This window comes from Caenispirillum salinarum AK4 (assembly GCF_000315795.1).
GTDB lineage: Bacteria > Pseudomonadota > Alphaproteobacteria > Rhodospirillales > Rhodospirillaceae > Caenispirillum > Caenispirillum salinarum.
This window is the reverse complement of record NZ_ANHY01000004.1, coordinates 32,681-49,094: the sequence shown is the minus strand read 5'-3', so window position 1 is coordinate 49,094 and position 16,414 is coordinate 32,681. Positions and strand designations below refer to the sequence as shown.

Sequence of the window (16,414 nt, the reverse complement as noted above, 5' to 3'; positions counted from 1 at the left end):
ATTAGTCGCGCACGGCCACGCCCGCGGCCTTCATGTGGGCCTTGGCCTCGGCGATCGTGTATTCGCCGAAGTGGAAGATGGAGGCGGCCAGAACGGCGGTGGCGTGGCCTTCCGTGATGCCGTCCACCAGATGGTCCAGATTGCCGACGCCGCCCGAGGCGATGACGGGAATGGACACCGCATCGGCCACCGCGCGCGTCAGCGGCAGGTTGAAGCCCTGCTTGGTGCCGTCGCGGTCCATGCTGGTCAGCAGGATTTCGCCGGCGCCCAACTCTTCCATCTTCTTCGCCCATTCCACGGCGTCGATGCCGGTGGGATTGCGGCCGCCGTGGGTGAAGATCTCGAACGTGTCCGGCCCGACCGACTTGGCGTCGATGGCGACGACGATGCACTGGCTGCCGAACTTTTCCGCCGCCTCCCGCACGAAGTCGGGATTGTGCACGGCGGCCGTGTTGATGGAGACCTTGTCGGCCCCGGCCAGCAGCAGCTTGCGGATGTCCTCGACCGTGCGCACGCCGCCGCCGACGGTCAGCGGCATGAAGCACTGTTCGGCGGTACGGGCGACCACGTCATAAAGCGTGTCGCGCTTTTCGTGGCTGGCGGTGATGTCCAGGAAGCAAAGTTCGTCGGCCCCGGCGGCGTCGTAGACGCGGGCCTGCTCCACGGGATCGCCGGCATCGCGCAGACCGACGAAATTCACGCCCTTGACGACGCGGCCGTCCTTCACGTCCAGGCAGGGAATGATGCGCATCTTGAGCATGGGTCGTCCTTAACCTTCACACGCCGGTGTTGTTCACCACCAAGGCACCAAGACACCAAGGCTTTGCGGCTTCGCCGCAATGATATGCGAGGGAGGCCCAGCCTCCCTCGCGCTCCCGCGATTCCACTTCAAGCCCGGCCATATTCGCAGCTCTACCGAGATGGTGCGGCTGCGCCGCGATCTCTTGGTGTCTTGGTGTCTTGGTGTCTTGGTGGTTCAAAAACCCCGTTCAGTCCTTCATCACCTTGAGCGCCTCGCCCAGGTCGATGCGGCCGTCGTAGACGGCGCGGCCCGAGATGACGCCGACGATGCCGGTATCGGCCTTCGCCTTGCACGCCTTCAGGTCGTCCAGGGAGGAGACACCGCCCGAAACGATCACCGGCGTGGAGATCTTCTCCGCCAGGGCTGCCGTGGCGTCCACGTTGGGGCCCGACAGCACGCCGTCGCGGTCGATGTCGGTGTAGATGATGGCCGCCACGCCCGCGTCCTCGAACTTCATGGCGAGGTCGATGGCGGTCATCTCGCTGGTCTCGGCCCAGCCTTCCACGGCGACCATGCCGTCGCGGGCGTCGATGCCGACGGCGACGCGGCCGGGGTGGGCCTTGCAGGCGTCCTTGACCAGCTCAGGGTGGCGCAGGGCGACGGTGCCCAGGATCACGCGCTGAACACCCTTTTCCAGCCACATGTCGATGGTGGCGCGGTCGCGGATGCCGCCGCCCAGCTGTACGGGCATGTCCGCCCCGGTGACGGCGAGGATCGCCTCCACGGCGTCGGCGTTGACCGGCTTGCCGGCAAACGCGCCGTTCAGGTCGACGACATGCAGCCACTCGCAGCCCGCGTCCTTGAAGGCGCGGGCCTGATCGGCCGGGGAAGTGTTGAAGACGGTCGCCTTGTCCATCTCGCCCTTGAGCAGGCGGACGCAGGCACCGTCCTTCAGGTCGATGGCGGGAAACAGGATCATGGGGCCCAACGCAGGAAATTGGAGAGCAGCTTGAGGCCCGTGGCCTGGCTTTTCTCCGGGTGGAACTGGGTGCCGAACAGGTTGTCGCGGCCGACACAGGCGGTCAGCGTCTCGCCGTATTGAACGGTCGCCAGCCGGTGCGCGGCCAGGCGCGGCACGAAGTGATAGCTGTGCACGAAGTACGCGTGGTCGCCCGGCGCGACACCGTCGAGCATGGGATGGGCGCCGGGTTCGAAGACCAGTTCATTCCAGCCCATGTGCGGGACCTTCAGCGAGGGATCGCTGGGATGGATGCGCACCACCTCGCCGGAAATCCAGTCCAGCCCGTCGGCGGTGCGATGTTCCAGGCCCTTGGTGGCCATGAGCTGCATGCCGACACAGATGCCCAGGAACGGGCGGCCCTTTTCCAGCACGGTCTCGCGCAGGGCGTCGACCATGCCGGGCACGGCGTCGAGGCCGCTGCGGCAGTCGGCGAAGGCGCCGACGCCGGGCAGGACGATGCGGTCGGCCTCGCGCACGGCCTTCGTGTCGGCGGTGACCAGGACGCTCTGGGTGCTGCCGCTCTCGGCCACCGCGCGCTCCAGCGCCTTGGCGGCCGATCGCAGGTTGCCCGAGCCGTAATCGATGATCGCGACGGTCATGACGATCCCTTCGGCGGAAAAACGCTGGTCTTGTAGCAGGAAGCGCCCGCCAAACAAAGCCCATGGAGGCCGGACCGTTATTCTGCCGCTTCGCCGCCCTCGACGTCGGCATCGGCCGGCAGGGTGACGATGAAGCGCGCGCCCAGCACGGCGCCCATGTCGTCGCGGCGGTTTTCCGCCCGGATCGCGCCCCGGTGGGCCTCCACGATCTGCTTGGAGATCGACAGCCCCAGGCCCGAGTGCGTGCCGAACTTCTCGCCGGCCGGACGTTCGGTATAGAAGCGGTTGAAGATGTCGCGTTCCTTCCCGCGCGGGATGCCCGGACCCTCGTCCTCCACGGTCACCCGCACCCAGCCGTCGTCGCGGCGGGCGCGCACCGTGATGGTGCCGCCGGGCGGGCTGAAGCCGGCGGCGTTGCCCATGAGGTTGCGGAACACCTGCGCGAGCCGTCCCTCCAGACCCGGCACCACCAGCGCATCCCCCTTGGGCGCGTCGAGCACGAAGCGCGGCGCGCCGTCGGTGTCGGATGCATTGTGCAGCTCCACCAGCGTGTCCAGGATGGTGCCCAGCGCCACCGGCTCGGTCTCCGCCCGCGACAGTTCGGCGTCCAGGCGGGAGGCGTCGGAGATGTCGGAAATCAGCCGGTTCATGCGCTGCACGTCGTCCAGGATGACGGCCATGAGCCGGCGCTGCTGATCCGGGTCCTTGACGCGCGCGGTGGTCTCGACGGCGGAGCGCAGCGAGGTCAGCGGATTCTTGATTTCGTGGGCCACGTCGGCGGCGAAAGCCTCGATGGCATCCATGCGCGCCCACAGGTCTTCGGTCATCTCGCGCAGGGACTGGGAGAGGTCGCCGATCTCGTCCTTGCGGGCCGACAGGTCGGGAATCGCCAGAACCCGCCCCTTGCCGTGGCGCACGCGCTCGGCGGCCTGGGACAGGCGGGTGAGCGGCCGGGCGATGGCGGCGGCCAGGTACAGCGACAGCAGCACGGTGGCCGCCAGCGTCACGGCCGACAGTTTGAGCACCGCAAGCCGTACCTCGAAGACGCTGCGGTCGACGTCGGCGGCGCTTTTCTGCACCATGACGGCGCCGACCACCTGCTTGTAGTGCTGCACCGGCGTCGCGGCCGACAGGACCAGGGTGCCGTCGCGGCGGCGGCGCACGGCGGTGCCCGAGTCGCCCACTTCCACGGCGCCCACCACCTCGTCGTAGTCTGATGCCGTCTGGTCCGGGCGCTCGATGTAGGGCTGGACGTCGCGGCGGAAGGCGACCGAGCCGCGCAGCCAGTCATAGGCCTTGCGCAGCATCCCCATCAGCGTGTCGGTGTCCTCCACCGGCGGCAGGTCGGAGACCTGCACCAGGCCCCCGGCGCCCATGAGCAGGCGGCTGTCGGCCACCAGCAGGCCGTTGTGGTCGAACAGGCGCACCCGCATGCCGCCCAGGTCGGCCAGGCGGCGGACCATCTGGCGCGCCGGGTCGTTGGCGATGCGGTGAGTGGTCATGGGGATCAAGGGCACGGCCTCGGACCCGCTGCTCCGCACCTCGACCGCGCCCTCGCCGACGGCGGCGGCGATGAGATCCGCCTGGGTGCGCAGGGCCGTCAGTTCACCGGCAACCAGGGCTTCCTCGTACTGGTCGAGGTAAAGCATGCCGAAGGCCAGCAGGGCCGGCGCCACAAGGTTCACGGCCAGGATGCGCCGCGTCAGCGGGCTCAGCCACGGCCGGCGGCGGCGCTGGCTGCGGCGCTGGGCGCGGGCGCGGCGGCGGGCGGCGCGGCCGGTCAGCGGCGAAGCACCGCCGTCGCCGCCGGCAGGGTCCTCGGCGGCGTCACGGTTCCAGTCATCGCGGTCGGCGACGAGGCCCATTTAAGATCAGGCTTCCTTGTAGCGGTATCCCACGCCGTACAGCGTCTCGATCTGCGAGAAGTCCGTATCGACGGCGCGAAACTTCTTGCGCAGGCGCTTGATGTGGCTGTCGATGGTGCGGTCGTCCACGTAGATGCTCTCGCCATAGGCGATGTCGATCAACTGGTCGCGGCTCTTCACGTGGCCCGGCCGCTGGGCCAGGGCCTGCAGGATGAGGAACTCGGTGACCGTCAGGTCCACGCTCTCGCCCTTCCAGGTGACCATGTGGCGGGCCGGGTCGATGACCAGTTCCCCGCGTTTGATGGCATCGGGCGCGGCCTCGGCGCCGGCCTCCGGCAGGCCGGCCCGGGCGTCGGCGCGGCGCAGGACGGAGCGGATGCGCTCGATCAGCAGGCGCTGGCTGAACGGCTTCTTGATGTAGTCGTCCGCCCCCATGCGCAGGCCCAGCAGCTCGTCCACCTCGTCATCCTTGGAGGTGAGGAAGATCACCGGCATGTCGGTGTCCTTGCGCAGGCGCTGGAGCAGTTCCATGCCGTCCATGCGGGGCATCTTGATGTCCAGCACGGCCAGGTCGGCGGGCGCGCGCTCCAGCCCGTCCAGCGCCTCGGCGCCGTCGTTGTAGGTGGTGACCTTGAAGCCCTCGGACTCCAGCAGGATGGAGACCGAGGTCAGGATGTTGCGGTCGTCGTCCACCAGGGCGATGGTCTTGCTCAACGCCAGTCCTCCGCGAAATCATGCCGTGCGCCGCCCGGGCGCGGCGCGTCTGCCACTTTTGGTCGCCCAATGTGGCGAAAATGAAGCGTGGTGGAGGTGTTCTCCTGGCGCCGCGCCTAAACGTCAAGGACGGATAGCGCCTGGCGCACCACGTCGTCCAGGGCGCGGGCGTCGGCGTCGGCCTTGGACAAGACCCGCAGGCCCTGGACCATCGCCGTCAGGAAGCGGGCCAGCGCCCGCGGGTCCTTCCCCGGATCGATCTCGCCGGTGTCGCGGGCCTCTGCGAGCAGGGTGAACAGGGCTTCCTCGATATGCGCCAGCGCGCCCCTGACGCGGGCCGCGGCGGTCTCGTCGTGCGGGGCCAGTTCCACGGCCGTGTTGCCGATCATGCAGCCGCGCCGGTCGCCGTCGCGCACCTTGAGCGTGATGAAGCGCCGCAGGAAGGCCTCCAGCCGGATGCGCGCCGGGCGGCCGTCGTCCTTCAACAGGCCCAGGGCCGGGCGCATACGCGTGGCGGCATACCGGTCGAAGGCGGCCAGGAACAGGGCGTGCTTGTCGCCGAAGGTGTCGTACAGGCTGGACTTGGACAGCCCCATGGCGCGCGTCAGGTCGGCGAGCGACGTCGCCTCGTACCCCTTGGCCCAGAACAGGCCCAGCGCGGCCTCCAGGGCATCGTCTCGGTCGAAGGATCGGGTGCGGGGCATGGCGGTCTTCTGAGATGGTCCGATGAGTGGCGAAACACCGCCCCTAGATGTGGACCAAGTGGTCGGTTTCGCAAGGCGCCGTTACATCACGGCCAGCAGCAGGAATGGCAGCGTCGCGAAGGACAGGGCGGTGGAGATCACCACCATGCCGGCGACCTCGGCCGGCGCGGCGTTGTAGCGCACGGCGAACAGGTAGTTGAAGACGGCCACCGGCATGGCGCTTTCCACGATGACCACGCCGCGCGCGATGCCCTCCAGGTCCATCAGGTCCGCCACGCCCCAGCCGGCGGCGAACCCGAGCCCGAGCCGCAGGCATGCCAGCACCGCCGACCGCCCCAGCGTCTGCACATGCAGGCGCCCGAGAGAGACGCCCAGCGTCAGCAGCATGAGCGGGATGGTCATGCCGCCGAGAAGCCCGATGGTGTTGTCGGCCCATTTGGGCAGGGTCACGTCGCCGGCCATGAGCCCCAGCGCGATGACCACCGATATGATGACCGGGCTGGTCAGCAGTTCCTTCGGCGAGAACCGGCCCGAGGCCACCCCGATGCCCAGCGTGAACTGCAGCACGATGAACACCACGAAATACCCGATGGCGAGCGCCAGCCCCTCGTCTCCGAAGGCAAACAGGCACAGCGGCAGGCCCATGTTGCCGGTGTTCCCGAAGGTGAGTGCGGGCAGGTACGCCTGGAAGGACAAGCCCCACGCCTTCAGCACGACAGCGGAGACGACGACGGTCGCCGACAACGCCAGGAAGGCCGCGAGCGCCATTTCCGTCAGGGCCTCGGCGGTCAGGTCGGCGTTGAGCAGGACGTCGATCACCAGGCAGGGCACGCCGATGTTGATGACCAGCATGGTCACCATGGGGGTGTCGAAGGTCTTGCCGCTCTTGCCCCAGCCATAGCCGATGGCCGCGATCAGGAACACCGGTGCGATGACCGAGAACAGGGTGGAAAAGACGTCCAGGTTCATGGGGGCAGGAGGGTCCTGATCGGCGGCAACAAGAGGGCCGAAAGGCTACCAGGGCGCAGACCGCGGGGGAAGCAGGCGCGGGTAATGGTCCCATAATGCGGTCGGGAATTGACACCCCGCCCGGGCAGGCGCACCTTGCCTGCATGACCACCAGGATGCACGTCACCACCGTGGCGGTTGAGGGGGTCGGGGTGTTGCTGCGCGGGCCGTCGGGAAGTGGAAAGTCCGACCTTGCGCTCAGGCTGATCGACGCCGGCGCCACCCTGGTCTCCGACGACTACACCGACCTCTATCTCCGCGACGGCGTGCTGACCGCCGCGGCGCCGGAAATCATTGCCGGCCTCATGGAGGTGCGCGGCGTGGGCATCGTGCGCCTGTGCCCGCCAACCGCTCCGCCCGCGCCGGTGCCCGTGGCCCTGCTGGTGGACCTGGTGCACGATGCGTGCGCGGTGGAGCGCCTGCCCGATCCGCAGGCGGAGGCCCTTCTGCCGGACCATCCCGTGCGCCGCATCGTGCTCGACCCCTTCGAGGCAAGCGCGCCGGCCAAGGTTCGGCTTGCGGTCCGTATCGTCTCGGACGATAGTCTTTCCCCACAATGACCGAAGTAACGCAGCAGGATACCCCAGCCACCACCGGCCCCCAGGCCCCGTCCTCCACGGCGGGGCGCGTCGTCGTGGTCACCGGCCTGTCGGGCGCGGGCAAGACCACGGCGCTGAAGGCGCTGGAGGACATGGGCTGGGAAGCGGTCGACAACCTGCCGCTCGCCCTGCTGGACGGCCTGCTGCACGCCGGCGGCGGCATCCGGCGCCCGCTGGCGCTGGGAATCGACGTGCGCACCCGCGACTTCGACGTGGATGCCATCAAGCGCGTCATGGCCGCCCTGCGCGACGAGGACCACGTCGACGCCAACCTGGTGTTCCTGGACAGCGACACCGAGGTGCTGATGCGGCGCTTCACGGAGACCCGCCGCCGCCATCCGCTGGCCGTCGACCTGCCACTGCTGGACGGCATCCAGCTGGAACGCCAGATGCTCAAGCCGCTGCGCGACGTCGCCGACGTGGTGATGGACACGACCCGGCGGCCCCCGCGCGAACTGCGGGCGGACCTGGAGACGAAGTTCGCGCTGGCGGCCTCGCCGGGCATGACGGTCTGCGTCACCAGCTTCGGCTTCCGCGACGGACTGCCGCGCGACGCCGACCTGGTGTTCGACGCCCGCTTCCTGCGCAATCCCCATTACGTTCCGGACCTGAAGCCCTTCACCGGCGTCGATGCACGTGTCGCCGCCTATGTGGAGGCGGACCCGGACTGGCCCGGCTTCTTCGACGGCATCACGCGGCTGGTGGCGCCGCTGCTGCCGCGCTACGAAGCCGAGGGCAAGAGCTACCTGACCATCGCCGTCGGCTGCACCGGCGGCAAGCATCGGTCGGTGTTCACGGTGGAACGGCTGGCGCGCTGGTTGCGCGACCGCGACGTGCCGGTCACCGTGCGTCATCGCGACGTCGACCCCCAGGCGCTGCCGCCGGGGCGGGATATGAGGGAAAGTCCATGATCGGTATGGTTCTCGTGACCCACGGCCGCCTGGCCGAGGAACTGGTGGCGGCGCTGGAGCATGTGGTCGGTCCGCAGGAGCAGATCAGCACCGTGTGCATCGGACCCGACGACGACATGGAGCAGCGCCGCGCCGACATCCTGGAGCGCGTCGCGCAGGTCGATACCGGCGCGGGAGTCGTTCTTCTGACGGACATGTTCGGCGGCACGCCGTCCAACCTGGCCATTTCCATCATGGACAATGGCCAAGGTGGAGGTGATTGCCGGGGTGAATTTGCCTATGCTGATCAAGCTGGCGTCGGTGCGCGGGTCCAAGGATCTGGCCGACGCCGTTGCCGCCGCCCAGGAGGCCGGGCGCAAATACATAAACGTCGCGTCGAAGTTGTTGACGCAGGAGTCGTGATCGTCATGGGGACCGTCCAGGATATGCAGAAGCGCGAGGCAACGATAACGAACAGCCGCGGCCTGCATGCTCGCGCCGCCGCCAAGTTCGTCAAGCTCGCCGCCAACTATACCGCCGACATCACCGTCGTGAACCGGGGCCAGGAAGTGTCGGGACGCTCCATCATGGGGCTGATGATGCTGGCCGCCTCGCCGGGAACCACCATCGAGATCCGCGCCGCCGGCGACGACGCCGGGCCGGCGCTGGACGCCATCGTCCAACTGATCGACGACAAGTTCCATGAAGACTGACCGGTCGCCGCGCGAGGAGGTGCGGCATCGGGTGGGGCAGTCGACGGACAACGGGGGCGAACGGCGGGAGGAGCTGATGGCGGCGGAAACGCCGGACAGCGGGACGGTGCGTCCCATGGATATTCTGACCGGGCTGGGCGTCGCGCCCGGCGTGGCTGTGGGCACGGTCTACCTGCACGAGGCCGGCGCCGTTCACGCGCCCGAATACCGCATCCCCGAGGGCCGCGTCGAGTCGGAGCAGCACCGCTTCGCCGAGGCCGTGCACGCCGCGCAGCGCCAGCTTCACACCCTGCGCCGCCGGGCCGAGCGCCTGCCCGGCGCGGCCGGCGAGGAACTGGGCTACCTGCTGGACGCCTACCACCAGATGCTGTCGGGCTCGCGCCTGGTGCGCGGCGTGTCCAACCGCATTGCCGAGGAACGGGTGAACGCGGAAGCCGCCGTGAAGAAGGAGATCGGCGACCTGATCGCCGCCTTCACGGCCATGGACGACCGCTATCTGGCGGGCCGCGTCGCCGATATCCGCGACATCGGCCAGCGGCTGGTGCGCAACCTGACCAAGTCGCCGTACAAGGCCTTCTCGGGCATCGGCCGCGACTCCGTGATCGTCACGCACGACCTGTCGCCAGCCGACACCGCGCTGCTGGACCCGCACACGGTGTCCGGCTTCACGACCGAGGTGGGCGGGGCCGACAGCCACACCGCCATCATGGCCCGCTCGCTGGGGCTGCCGGCGGTGGTCGGCGTGCAGGACCTGACGCACCGGGTGCGCCACGGCGACGCCATCGTGGTGGACGGCACCATGGGCCAGGTGGTGCTCAACCCCGACGCCGACACGCTGGCCGACTACCGCAAGCGGCGCGCGGACTTCCTGCGCCAGCGCCGGGCGCTCGACCGCCTGCGCGACGTGCCGGCGGTCACCCGCGACACCATCCGGGTGCGCCTGCACGCCAACATAGAGCTGCCGTCCGAGCTTGAGGCCACCATGCACGCCGGGGCGGAGGGCATCGGACTGCTGCGCAGCGAGTTCCTGTTCATGAACCGCGCCGACATGCCCGGCGAGGACGAGCAGACGGCCCTGCTGCGCCAGGTGGTTGACGCCATGGACGGCCGCCCCGTCACCGTGCGCACGCTGGATGCCGGCGGCGACAAGCTGGGCTCCCTGGTGGGCGGGCGCATCGGCCCCAATCCCGCGCTGGGCCTGCGGGCCATCCGCCTGAGCCTGGCGCGCGTCGACCTCTTCGAGACCCAGCTTGCCGCCATCCTCCGCGCCTCGGCCTATGGGCCGGTGCGCATCCTGCTGCCCATGATCGGCACGCCCGACGAGTTGGCGCAGGCGCGTGCCGTCATGGACCGGGTGGTGCGCAAGCTGCAGAGCCGCCGCGTGCCGCTGCCCGATCCGCTGCCGCCGCTGGGCGTGATGATCGAGGTTCCGGGCGCGGCGCTGGCGGCGGATGCGCTGGCGCATCATGCGGACTTCTTCGCCATCGGCACCAACGACCTGACCCAGTACACGCTGGCCATCGACCGCACCGACGACTCGGTGGCGCACCTTTACAATCCGCTGCATCCGGCGGTGCTGCGGCTGGTACAGTTCGCCGGCGAGGCCGCCAACCGCGCCGGCATTCCGGTCTCCATCTGCGGCGAAATGGCCGGCGATCCGCGCCTGACGGCGCTGCTGCTGGGGCTTGGCTTCCGCGAGTTGTCCATGTCGTCGACCAACATTCCGCGGGTCAAGCAGCGGGTCTGCCAGATCGCCATGGCCGAGGCCGCCCGCCGTGCCATGGCGGTGATGACCGAATGGGACCCGGCCCGCATCGGCGCCCTGCTGGACGACTTCAACGCCACGCTGGAGTAGGGGCGGGCGCCCCGCCTCAAGGTCCGGCGACCGTGAACGGCTCCCGCCCTGCCTGGGCGGGAGCCGTTTGCGTTCGGGCCGTCGGCATGTCCGGCAATCGCATAGCCATATAAAGATATCTTTATATCCCTCTTGCCAACGCCGGGCGGGGAAGATATACAGCCTCCCAGGTTTTCCGGCAGGGACACCGGCGCGCCCGTGCGGCCCCGCCCTGCCACGCATTCAAGCTTGGAGGGCTCCATGACGTTCACCGACTACAAGGTCAAGGACATCTCGCTGGCCGACTGGGGCCGCAAGGAAATCGCCATCGCCGAGACCGAGATGCCGGGCCTGATGGCCCTGCGCGAGGAGTACGGCCCGTCGCAGCCGCTCAAGGGCGCGCGCATCGCCGGCTGCCTGCACATGACCATCCAGACCGCCGTGCTGATCGAGACCCTGACCGCGCTGGGCGCCGAGGTCCGCTGGTCGTCGTGCAACATCTTCTCCACCCAGGACCAGGCCGCCGCCGCCATGGCCGCCGCCGAGATCCCCGTGTTCGCCTGGAAGGGCATGAACGACGAGGAGTTCTGGTGGGCCATCGACATGACCATCGAGGGTCCCAACGGCTGGCGCCCGAACATGATCCTGGACGACGGCGGTGACCTGACCCAGGTCATGCACGACAAGTTCCCGGGCCTGCTGGACGACGTGAAGGGCCTGTCGGAAGAGACCACCACGGGCGTCCACCGCCTGTACGAGATGGCCAAGGCCGGCACCCTGAAGGTTCCCGCCATCAACGTGAACGACAGCGTCACCAAGTCCAAGTTCGACAACCTGTACGGCTGCCGCGAATCGCTGGTGGACGGCGTCAAGCGCGCCACCGACGTCATGATCGCCGGCAAGATTTCCGTGGTCTGCGGCTACGGCGACGTGGGCAAGGGCTCGGCCGAATCGCTGCGCAGCCAGGGTGCCCGCGTGCTGGTGACCGAGATCGACCCGATCTGCGCCCTGCAGGCCGCCATGGAAGGCTATGAAGTCACCACCATGGAAGAGGCCGCTTCGGTCGGCGACATCTTCGTGACCACGACCGGCAACAAGGACGTGATCACCATCGACCACATGCGCGCCATGAAGGACCGCGCCATCGTCTGCAACATCGGCCACTTCGACAGCGAGATCCAGGTCAGCGCCCTGCGCAACTACACCTGGCACAACGTCAAGCCGCAGGTGGACGAGGTCGAGTTCCCCGACGGCAAGCGCCTGATCCTGCTGGCCGAGGGCCGTCTGGTGAACCTGGGCTGCGCCACCGGCCACCCCAGCTTCGTGATGTCGGCCTCCTTCACCAACCAGGTGATGGCCCAGATCGAGCTGTGGAACCACAGCGACAAGTACGACAACCAGGTCTACGTCCTGCCCAAGAAGCTGGACGAGAAGGTGGCCGAGCTGCACCTCGCCAAGCTGGGCGTCAAGCTGACGACGCTGAGCCAGGAGCAGGCCGACTACATCGGCGTGCCGGTTGCCGGCCCGTACAAGCCGGACCACTACCGCTACTAAGCGGCGGTGGCCGTTCAAGCCAGGAAAAGGGGCGCCCTTCGGGGTGCCCCTTTTTTTGTCAGCGCTGTCGCCGTGCGTGGGCCTCGGCGATGGGAAGGGCCGGTCTGACGGGGCGAGGACGCACTCGGTCAGGGTTTGCCGGCTTCCTCGAACCCGGCGGCGCCTCCCGTGCGTTTCTTTCCGACGTGATCGAAACCACCAGGGAGGGTGCAGGATGACTCCTATCTACGATTCCCGGGGCTACGCCACCGCTTTCGTCGCGCCGCGCGGGCACATCGTCTCGCGCACGGGCCGCTTTCTCGCGCGCATCACGCGGGGCGGCAACGTGCATGACCTGAAGGGGCGGCACATCGGCTGGTGGCGCGACGGCCACATGAAGGGCCACGACGGCGGCGTCGCCGGCTGGACCCGCGAGGCCCGCGCCCTGCCCGTCACCCCGCCCATTGTCGGCGATCCGCCGCTGGCGCCGGGGCTTGGCCTGTCGCCGACGCCCGCCATCAACGACACGCCGCCCATCCGGCCCGAGAGCAAATTCGCCTGGAGCCGGTATTCGCTCTGAGCGTCAACCACGCCCCAGCAGCCGCGCCGCCTCCGCCGCCACGCGCTCGACGATGGCGGCGGCGGGTTCGGCGCGGGCGAGCGATGCCGCCTGGCCGCTCCACACGCTGTTCCAGCTTGCGTTACCCATGCGGGCCGCATGGGTGCGCAGGGGTTTGGTGAGGCCGTTGGGGACGGGGTAGGGCGGGATGCGCCCCGCCGCGTCGGCCTCCGCATACGTCTCCGTCACCGCATTGCGCAGGCCGCGCGCCTGACGGCCGGAAAAGGCGCTGGTCAGGGTCGTGGCGTCGTCGGCGGCCTTTTCCAGCGCGGCCTTCGACGCTTCATTGAGGGGGCATTCGGCGGCACGCAGGAAGGCCGTGCCCAGCGCCGCCGCCTCGGCTCCCAGCACCAGCGCCGCCGCTACGCCCCGCCCGTCGCCGATGCCGCCGGCGGCGATGACGGGAATGTCGACGGCATCCACCACCTGCGGCACCAGGGCCAGCGTCCCCACAAGGTCGCCCTCGGCGCGGGGGCCGGTGAAGCCGCCGCGGTGGCCGCCGGCCTCGAACCCTTGCGCGGTGACGGCATCAAACCCCGCCGCTTCCGCCGCGCGGGCCTCGGCGACCGTCGTGGCGGTGGCGATGGTGAAGACGCCGGCCGCCTTCAGCCGCTCCATCACCGACGCGTCGGGCAGGCCGAAGGTGAACGACATCACCGGTGCCCCGCCCGCCAGCGCGGCCTCCAGCTGATCATAGAAGCAGGGCGGCTCCGGGGTCTCGGCGGGCGGCGGATCGGCCAGTCCGGCCTGTTCATGCAGATTGCATAGCGTGTCCCGGTAGGCCTGAAGCATCGCCGGATCGGCTGCCGGCAGCGGCTCCGGCGGCGGGGCGAAAAGGTTGACGGCGAAGGTGCCGTTGGTGCCGGCGCGGATGGCGGCGCAGGCTTCCCCGATCCTCTCCGGCGTCAGGTAGGCTGCCCCCAGGGAGCCCAGGCCGCCGGCCGACGATACGGCGGCGACCAGGCCCGGAGTTGCAGGCTCCCCCGCCATGGGCGCCAGCACGACGGGATGGCGCAGGCCGAGTCGGGCGAGCAGGGATTGGCGCGTGGGCATCTGGCGGGCTCCTTCCTGTCGGGGAGCCCCAGCAGATCAGCGCGTGCGGATGCGGTCCAGGTCCATTGATCCCTTGCGGCGGCGGGCCTCGGCGGCGACCTCGCGGTCAACCACCATCTTGCCGATGGGAAACAGGCTGATGTGGGCCAGCTTCAGGTGCTGCAGGGCAAAGGGGATGCCGATGATGGTCAGCGCCAGGCCGACGGCCGCCACCACATGCCCGATCGCCAGCCAGACGCCGGCCAGCACGAACCAGATGATGTTGCCCACCGTGCCCAGCGGGCTCGTGCCGATGTCGTCCCGCCCCGTCACGTCGGCCCGGTCGATGGCCTCGCGGCCGAAGGGCCACAGGTTGAAGACGCCGATGGTGACGCAGGCGCGCGCCCAGGGCAGGCCGACGATGGTGATCGCCATGATGACCGCGCCCAGGAACCACAGCAGGGCCGTCACCAGACCGCCGCCCAGGACCAGCCAGAGGATGTTGAGGATCAGGCTCATGATGCGTGTGGTCTCCTGGTTATTCGCTGCCGCTGCGGGATGAGCATAGGGCGCCGGCGCGCGTCGTTCCAATGACCGTTCGACGCGCGCCGGGCCCGTGGCGGGTGGCGGATCAGGCGCCCGCCGGGGCGACGCCCAACTGCATCACCTTGGCGAGCCGCTTGCCGAAGGCGACCGGATCGGTCGGCGCCTCGCCCTCGACGATGCGGGCCTGATCCAGCAGCAGGTAGCCCATGTCCTCAAGCTCGGGCGAAGGGCCGGACTTGGCTTTGGCCGCCATGTGCTTGATGAGCGCGTGTCCGGGATTGATCTCCAGCACGCGCGGGGTCTCGCTGTCCTTCTGCTGGTGGGCGCGCAGCAGGCGCTCCAGGTGCATGGGCATGTCGCCTTCCTCGGCCACCAGACAAACGGGGCTTTCCGTCAGGCGGTCCGACGGGCGGACGTCCTTCACCCTCTCGCCCAGCGTCGCCTTCAGCACGGTGATGAGGCCGTCCAGGTCCTCCTTCGGGGCCTCGTCGGCCTTCTGGTCCTCGTCCTTGGCGTCCTCGGACTCCTCCTTCTTGATGTCCTTGAGGTCGGCCCCGCCGGCGGCGACGGACTTCAGCGAAAACTCCTTGTAGGTGGGCATGTTGGCGACCCAGAACTCGTCGATCGGGTCGGTCAGCAGCAGCACCTCCACGCCCTTGGCGCGGTAGCCTTCCAGCAGCGGGCTCTGGGAAATGGCGTCGCGGTCGTCGCCGGTGATGTAGTAGACGTGCTTCTGCCCTTCCTTCATGCGCGATGCATAATCGGCGAAGGAGTGCAGGCCGTCGCCGTGGGTGGTGTGGAAGCGCAGGAGGTCGGTCAGCTTGTCGCGGCGCTCGTGGTCCTCGTACATGCCTTCCTTCAGCACCGCGCCGAAGGTCTCCCAGAAGGAGGCGTAGGCCTCGGGCTCGTTCTCCGCCTTCTTCTTCAACTCGCCCAGCAGCTTGTTGACCAGGCCGTTCTGGATTTTCCGCAGCATGGGGTTGTGCTGCAGCATCTCCCGGCTGACGTTCAGCGGCAGGTCGGGGCTGTCCACCACGCCGCGCACGAAGCGCAGCCACGCCGGCACCAGCCCCTCGCAGTCATCGGTGATGAACACGCGGTTGACGTAAAGCCGCACGTGCTGCTTGCGGTCGGGCTGGAACAGGTCGAAGGGCTTCTGGCTGGGGATATACAGCAGCCCCGTGTATTCGATGGCGCCCTCGGCCTTGTAGTGCAGGGTCAGCCACGGCTCGTCGAAGGCGTGGGCGACGTGGTGGTAGAATTCCTTGTACTGCTCGTCGGTGATCTCGTTGCGCGGGCGGGTCCACAGCGCCGAGGCTTCGTTCAGCGTCTGCGGCTCCTCGTCGCCCTGCTTGAGCAGCACCGGGATGGCGATGTGGTCGGAGTAGGTCTTGACCACGTGGCGCAGGCGGAATTCCTCGAGGAACTCCTCCTCGCCATCCTTCAGGTGCAGGGTGACGGTGGTGCCGCGCGGCGCGTTCTCGTGCTCGGCGACCGTGAAGCTGCCCGTACCGTCGGACGTCCACCGCCAGCCGTGGGCGTCGCCGGCGCGGCGGGTGATGACCTCAACCGTGTCGGCGACCATGAAGGCGGAGTAGAAGCCGACGCCGAACTGGCCGATCAGCGAGATGTCCTTCTTCGAGTCGCCGGTCAGGTTCTTCAGGAACTCGCCGGTGCCCGAGCGCGCGATGGTGCCCAGGTTCTCGATCAGGTCCTCGCGGTTCATGCCGATGCCGTTGTCGGCCACCGTCAGCGTCTTGGCGTCCTTGTTCGGCGTCAGCGTGATGCGGAATTCGGGATCGTCGGCGATCAGTTCGGGCTCGGTGATGGACTGCCAGCGCAGCTTGTCGCAAGCGTCCGACCCGTTGGAGATCAGCTCCCGCAGGAAAATCTCTTTCTGCGAGTACAGCGAGTGCACGACGATATCCAGCACCCGCGCGACCTCGGCCTGGAAACTCAGCTTCTCTTCGGCCATCTGTGGCGACCCTCTGTTTC

16 protein-coding genes and 1 pseudogene are annotated in these 16,414 nt (G+C 68.8%); 7 read left to right on the top strand and 10 right to left on the bottom strand.

Annotated features, from left to right (window positions below; all coding sequences use genetic code 11):
• Position 1: 1 nt before the first annotated feature.
• The 7 genes from hisF to C882_RS03630 all read right to left on the bottom strand — a co-directional run bounded on the left by hisF (position 2) and on the right by C882_RS03630 (position 6,614).
• The gene (gene hisF, locus C882_RS03660) at positions 2 to 760 is read right to left on the bottom strand and encodes an imidazole glycerol phosphate synthase subunit HisF (protein WP_009539192.1); all 759 of its coding nucleotides are present in this window, start codon (positions 758 to 760) and stop codon (positions 2 to 4) included.
• Between the two features lie 229 nt (positions 761 to 989).
• Entirely contained in the window at positions 990 to 1,721 is a 732-nt protein-coding gene (gene hisA / locus C882_RS03655) for a 1-(5-phosphoribosyl)-5-[(5-phosphoribosylamino)methylideneamino]imidazole-4-carboxamide isomerase (RefSeq protein ID WP_043643557.1), read from the bottom strand.
• Positions 1,718 to 2,362, bottom strand: coding sequence for an imidazole glycerol phosphate synthase subunit HisH (hisH, locus tag C882_RS03650; RefSeq protein ID WP_009539190.1), 645 nt, complete (start codon positions 2,360 to 2,362; stop codon positions 1,718 to 1,720). Before hisH ends, hisA begins: the two co-directional genes overlap by 4 nt.
• 77 nt (positions 2,363 to 2,439) lie before the next feature.
• On the bottom strand, positions 2,440 to 4,227 hold the full coding sequence (locus tag C882_RS03645) for a stimulus-sensing domain-containing protein (protein WP_009539189.1): 1,788 nt from the start codon (positions 4,225 to 4,227) through the stop codon (positions 2,440 to 2,442).
• A 6-nt stretch (positions 4,228 to 4,233) separates the two neighbouring features.
• Positions 4,234 to 4,941 carry a response regulator transcription factor gene (locus C882_RS03640; RefSeq protein WP_009539188.1) on the bottom strand — a complete coding sequence of 236 codons (708 nt, stop codon included), beginning with the start codon at positions 4,939 to 4,941 and terminating at the stop codon, positions 4,234 to 4,236.
• A gap of 116 nt (positions 4,942 to 5,057) precedes the next feature.
• Complete coding sequence (locus C882_RS03635; protein WP_009539187.1) at positions 5,058 to 5,645, bottom strand: TetR/AcrR family transcriptional regulator; 588 nt, start codon at positions 5,643 to 5,645, stop codon at positions 5,058 to 5,060.
• 81 nt (positions 5,646 to 5,726) lie between these two features.
• Positions 5,727 to 6,614 (bottom strand): AEC family transporter, encoded by an 888-nt coding sequence (locus C882_RS03630; RefSeq protein WP_009539186.1) that lies wholly within the window; start codon positions 6,612 to 6,614, stop codon positions 5,727 to 5,729.
• A gap of 143 nt (positions 6,615 to 6,757) precedes the next feature.
• On the opposite strand from C882_RS03630, the gene C882_RS03625 reads away from it, so the two are divergent.
• The 7 genes and pseudogenes from C882_RS03625 to C882_RS03595 all read left to right on the top strand — a co-directional run bounded on the left by C882_RS03625 (position 6,758) and on the right by C882_RS03595 (position 12,802).
• Positions 6,758 to 7,213 (top strand): HPr kinase/phosphorylase, encoded by a 456-nt coding sequence (locus tag C882_RS03625; RefSeq protein ID WP_043643554.1) that lies wholly within the window; start codon positions 6,758 to 6,760, stop codon positions 7,211 to 7,213.
• On the top strand, positions 7,210 to 8,163 hold the full coding sequence (rapZ, locus tag C882_RS03620) for an RNase adapter RapZ (RefSeq protein WP_051999981.1): 954 nt from the start codon (positions 7,210 to 7,212) through the stop codon (positions 8,161 to 8,163). Before C882_RS03625 ends, rapZ begins: the two co-directional genes overlap by 4 nt.
• Positions 8,160 to 8,565, top strand: a pseudogene (locus tag C882_RS25215) (PTS sugar transporter subunit IIA). Before rapZ ends, C882_RS25215 begins: the two are co-directional and overlap by 4 nt.
• A gap of 5 nt (positions 8,566 to 8,570) precedes the next feature.
• Positions 8,571 to 8,855: an HPr family phosphocarrier protein gene (locus C882_RS25210; protein ID WP_043643631.1), complete on the top strand. Its 285-nt coding sequence runs from the start codon at positions 8,571 to 8,573 to the stop codon at positions 8,853 to 8,855.
• 76 nt (positions 8,856 to 8,931) lie between these two features.
• A complete protein-coding gene (gene ptsP, locus C882_RS03605) occupies positions 8,932 to 10,710 on the top strand; it encodes a phosphoenolpyruvate--protein phosphotransferase (protein ID WP_043643629.1) in 1,779 nt (592 codons plus the stop codon).
• Between the two features lie 240 nt (positions 10,711 to 10,950).
• The gene (gene ahcY / locus C882_RS03600; protein WP_009539181.1) at positions 10,951 to 12,243 is read left to right on the top strand and encodes an adenosylhomocysteinase; all 1,293 of its coding nucleotides are present in this window, start codon (positions 10,951 to 10,953) and stop codon (positions 12,241 to 12,243) included.
• Between the two features lie 214 nt (positions 12,244 to 12,457).
• A complete protein-coding gene (locus C882_RS03595) occupies positions 12,458 to 12,802 on the top strand; it encodes a 4-fold beta flower protein (RefSeq protein WP_009539180.1) in 345 nt (114 codons plus the stop codon).
• 3 nt (positions 12,803 to 12,805) lie between these two features.
• Here the strand turns inward: C882_RS03595 and C882_RS03590 are convergent, their stop codons facing one another.
• The 3 genes from C882_RS03590 to htpG form a co-directional block, all read right to left on the bottom strand.
• Positions 12,806 to 13,894, bottom strand: a complete 1,089-nt coding sequence (locus C882_RS03590) for an NAD(P)H-dependent flavin oxidoreductase (RefSeq protein ID WP_009539179.1) — start codon at positions 13,892 to 13,894, stop codon at positions 12,806 to 12,808.
• Positions 13,895 to 13,930: 36 nt separating this feature from the next.
• The gene (locus tag C882_RS03585) at positions 13,931 to 14,392 is read right to left on the bottom strand and encodes a YccF domain-containing protein (protein ID WP_009539178.1); all 462 of its coding nucleotides are present in this window, start codon (positions 14,390 to 14,392) and stop codon (positions 13,931 to 13,933) included.
• A 112-nt stretch (positions 14,393 to 14,504) separates the two neighbouring features.
• Positions 14,505 to 16,394 (bottom strand): molecular chaperone HtpG, encoded by a 1,890-nt coding sequence (gene htpG / locus C882_RS03580; RefSeq protein ID WP_009539177.1) that lies wholly within the window; start codon positions 16,392 to 16,394, stop codon positions 14,505 to 14,507.
• Positions 16,395 to 16,414: the final 20 nt, after the last annotated feature.

Coding starts and splice junctions, on each gene's coding strand:
- ptsP (WP_043643629.1), top strand. CDS start 8,932: ATGGCGGCGGAAACGCCGGACAGCGGGACGGTGCGTCCCATGGATATT.
- C882_RS03635 (WP_009539187.1), bottom strand. CDS start 5,645: ATGCCCCGCACCCGATCCTTCGACCGAGACGATGCCCTGGAGGCCGCG.
- C882_RS03590 (WP_009539179.1), bottom strand. CDS start 13,894: ATGCCCACGCGCCAATCCCTGCTCGCCCGACTCGGCCTGCGCCATCCC.
- C882_RS03625 (WP_043643554.1), top strand. CDS start 6,758: ATGACCACCAGGATGCACGTCACCACCGTGGCGGTTGAGGGGGTCGGG.
- C882_RS03630 (WP_009539186.1), bottom strand. CDS start 6,614: ATGAACCTGGACGTCTTTTCCACCCTGTTCTCGGTCATCGCACCGGTG.
- hisA (WP_043643557.1), bottom strand. CDS start 1,721: ATGATCCTGTTTCCCGCCATCGACCTGAAGGACGGTGCCTGCGTCCGC.
- hisF (WP_009539192.1), bottom strand. CDS start 760: ATGCTCAAGATGCGCATCATTCCCTGCCTGGACGTGAAGGACGGCCGC.
- hisH (WP_009539190.1), bottom strand. CDS start 2,362: ATGACCGTCGCGATCATCGATTACGGCTCGGGCAACCTGCGATCGGCC.
- C882_RS25210 (WP_043643631.1), top strand. CDS start 8,571: ATGGGGACCGTCCAGGATATGCAGAAGCGCGAGGCAACGATAACGAAC.
- rapZ (WP_051999981.1), top strand. CDS start 7,210: ATGACCGAAGTAACGCAGCAGGATACCCCAGCCACCACCGGCCCCCAG.
- C882_RS03585 (WP_009539178.1), bottom strand. CDS start 14,392: ATGAGCCTGATCCTCAACATCCTCTGGCTGGTCCTGGGCGGCGGTCTG.
- ahcY (WP_009539181.1), top strand. CDS start 10,951: ATGACGTTCACCGACTACAAGGTCAAGGACATCTCGCTGGCCGACTGG.
- htpG (WP_009539177.1), bottom strand. CDS start 16,394: ATGGCCGAAGAGAAGCTGAGTTTCCAGGCCGAGGTCGCGCGGGTGCTG.
- C882_RS03645 (WP_009539189.1), bottom strand. CDS start 4,227: ATGGGCCTCGTCGCCGACCGCGATGACTGGAACCGTGACGCCGCCGAG.
- C882_RS03595 (WP_009539180.1), top strand. CDS start 12,458: ATGACTCCTATCTACGATTCCCGGGGCTACGCCACCGCTTTCGTCGCG.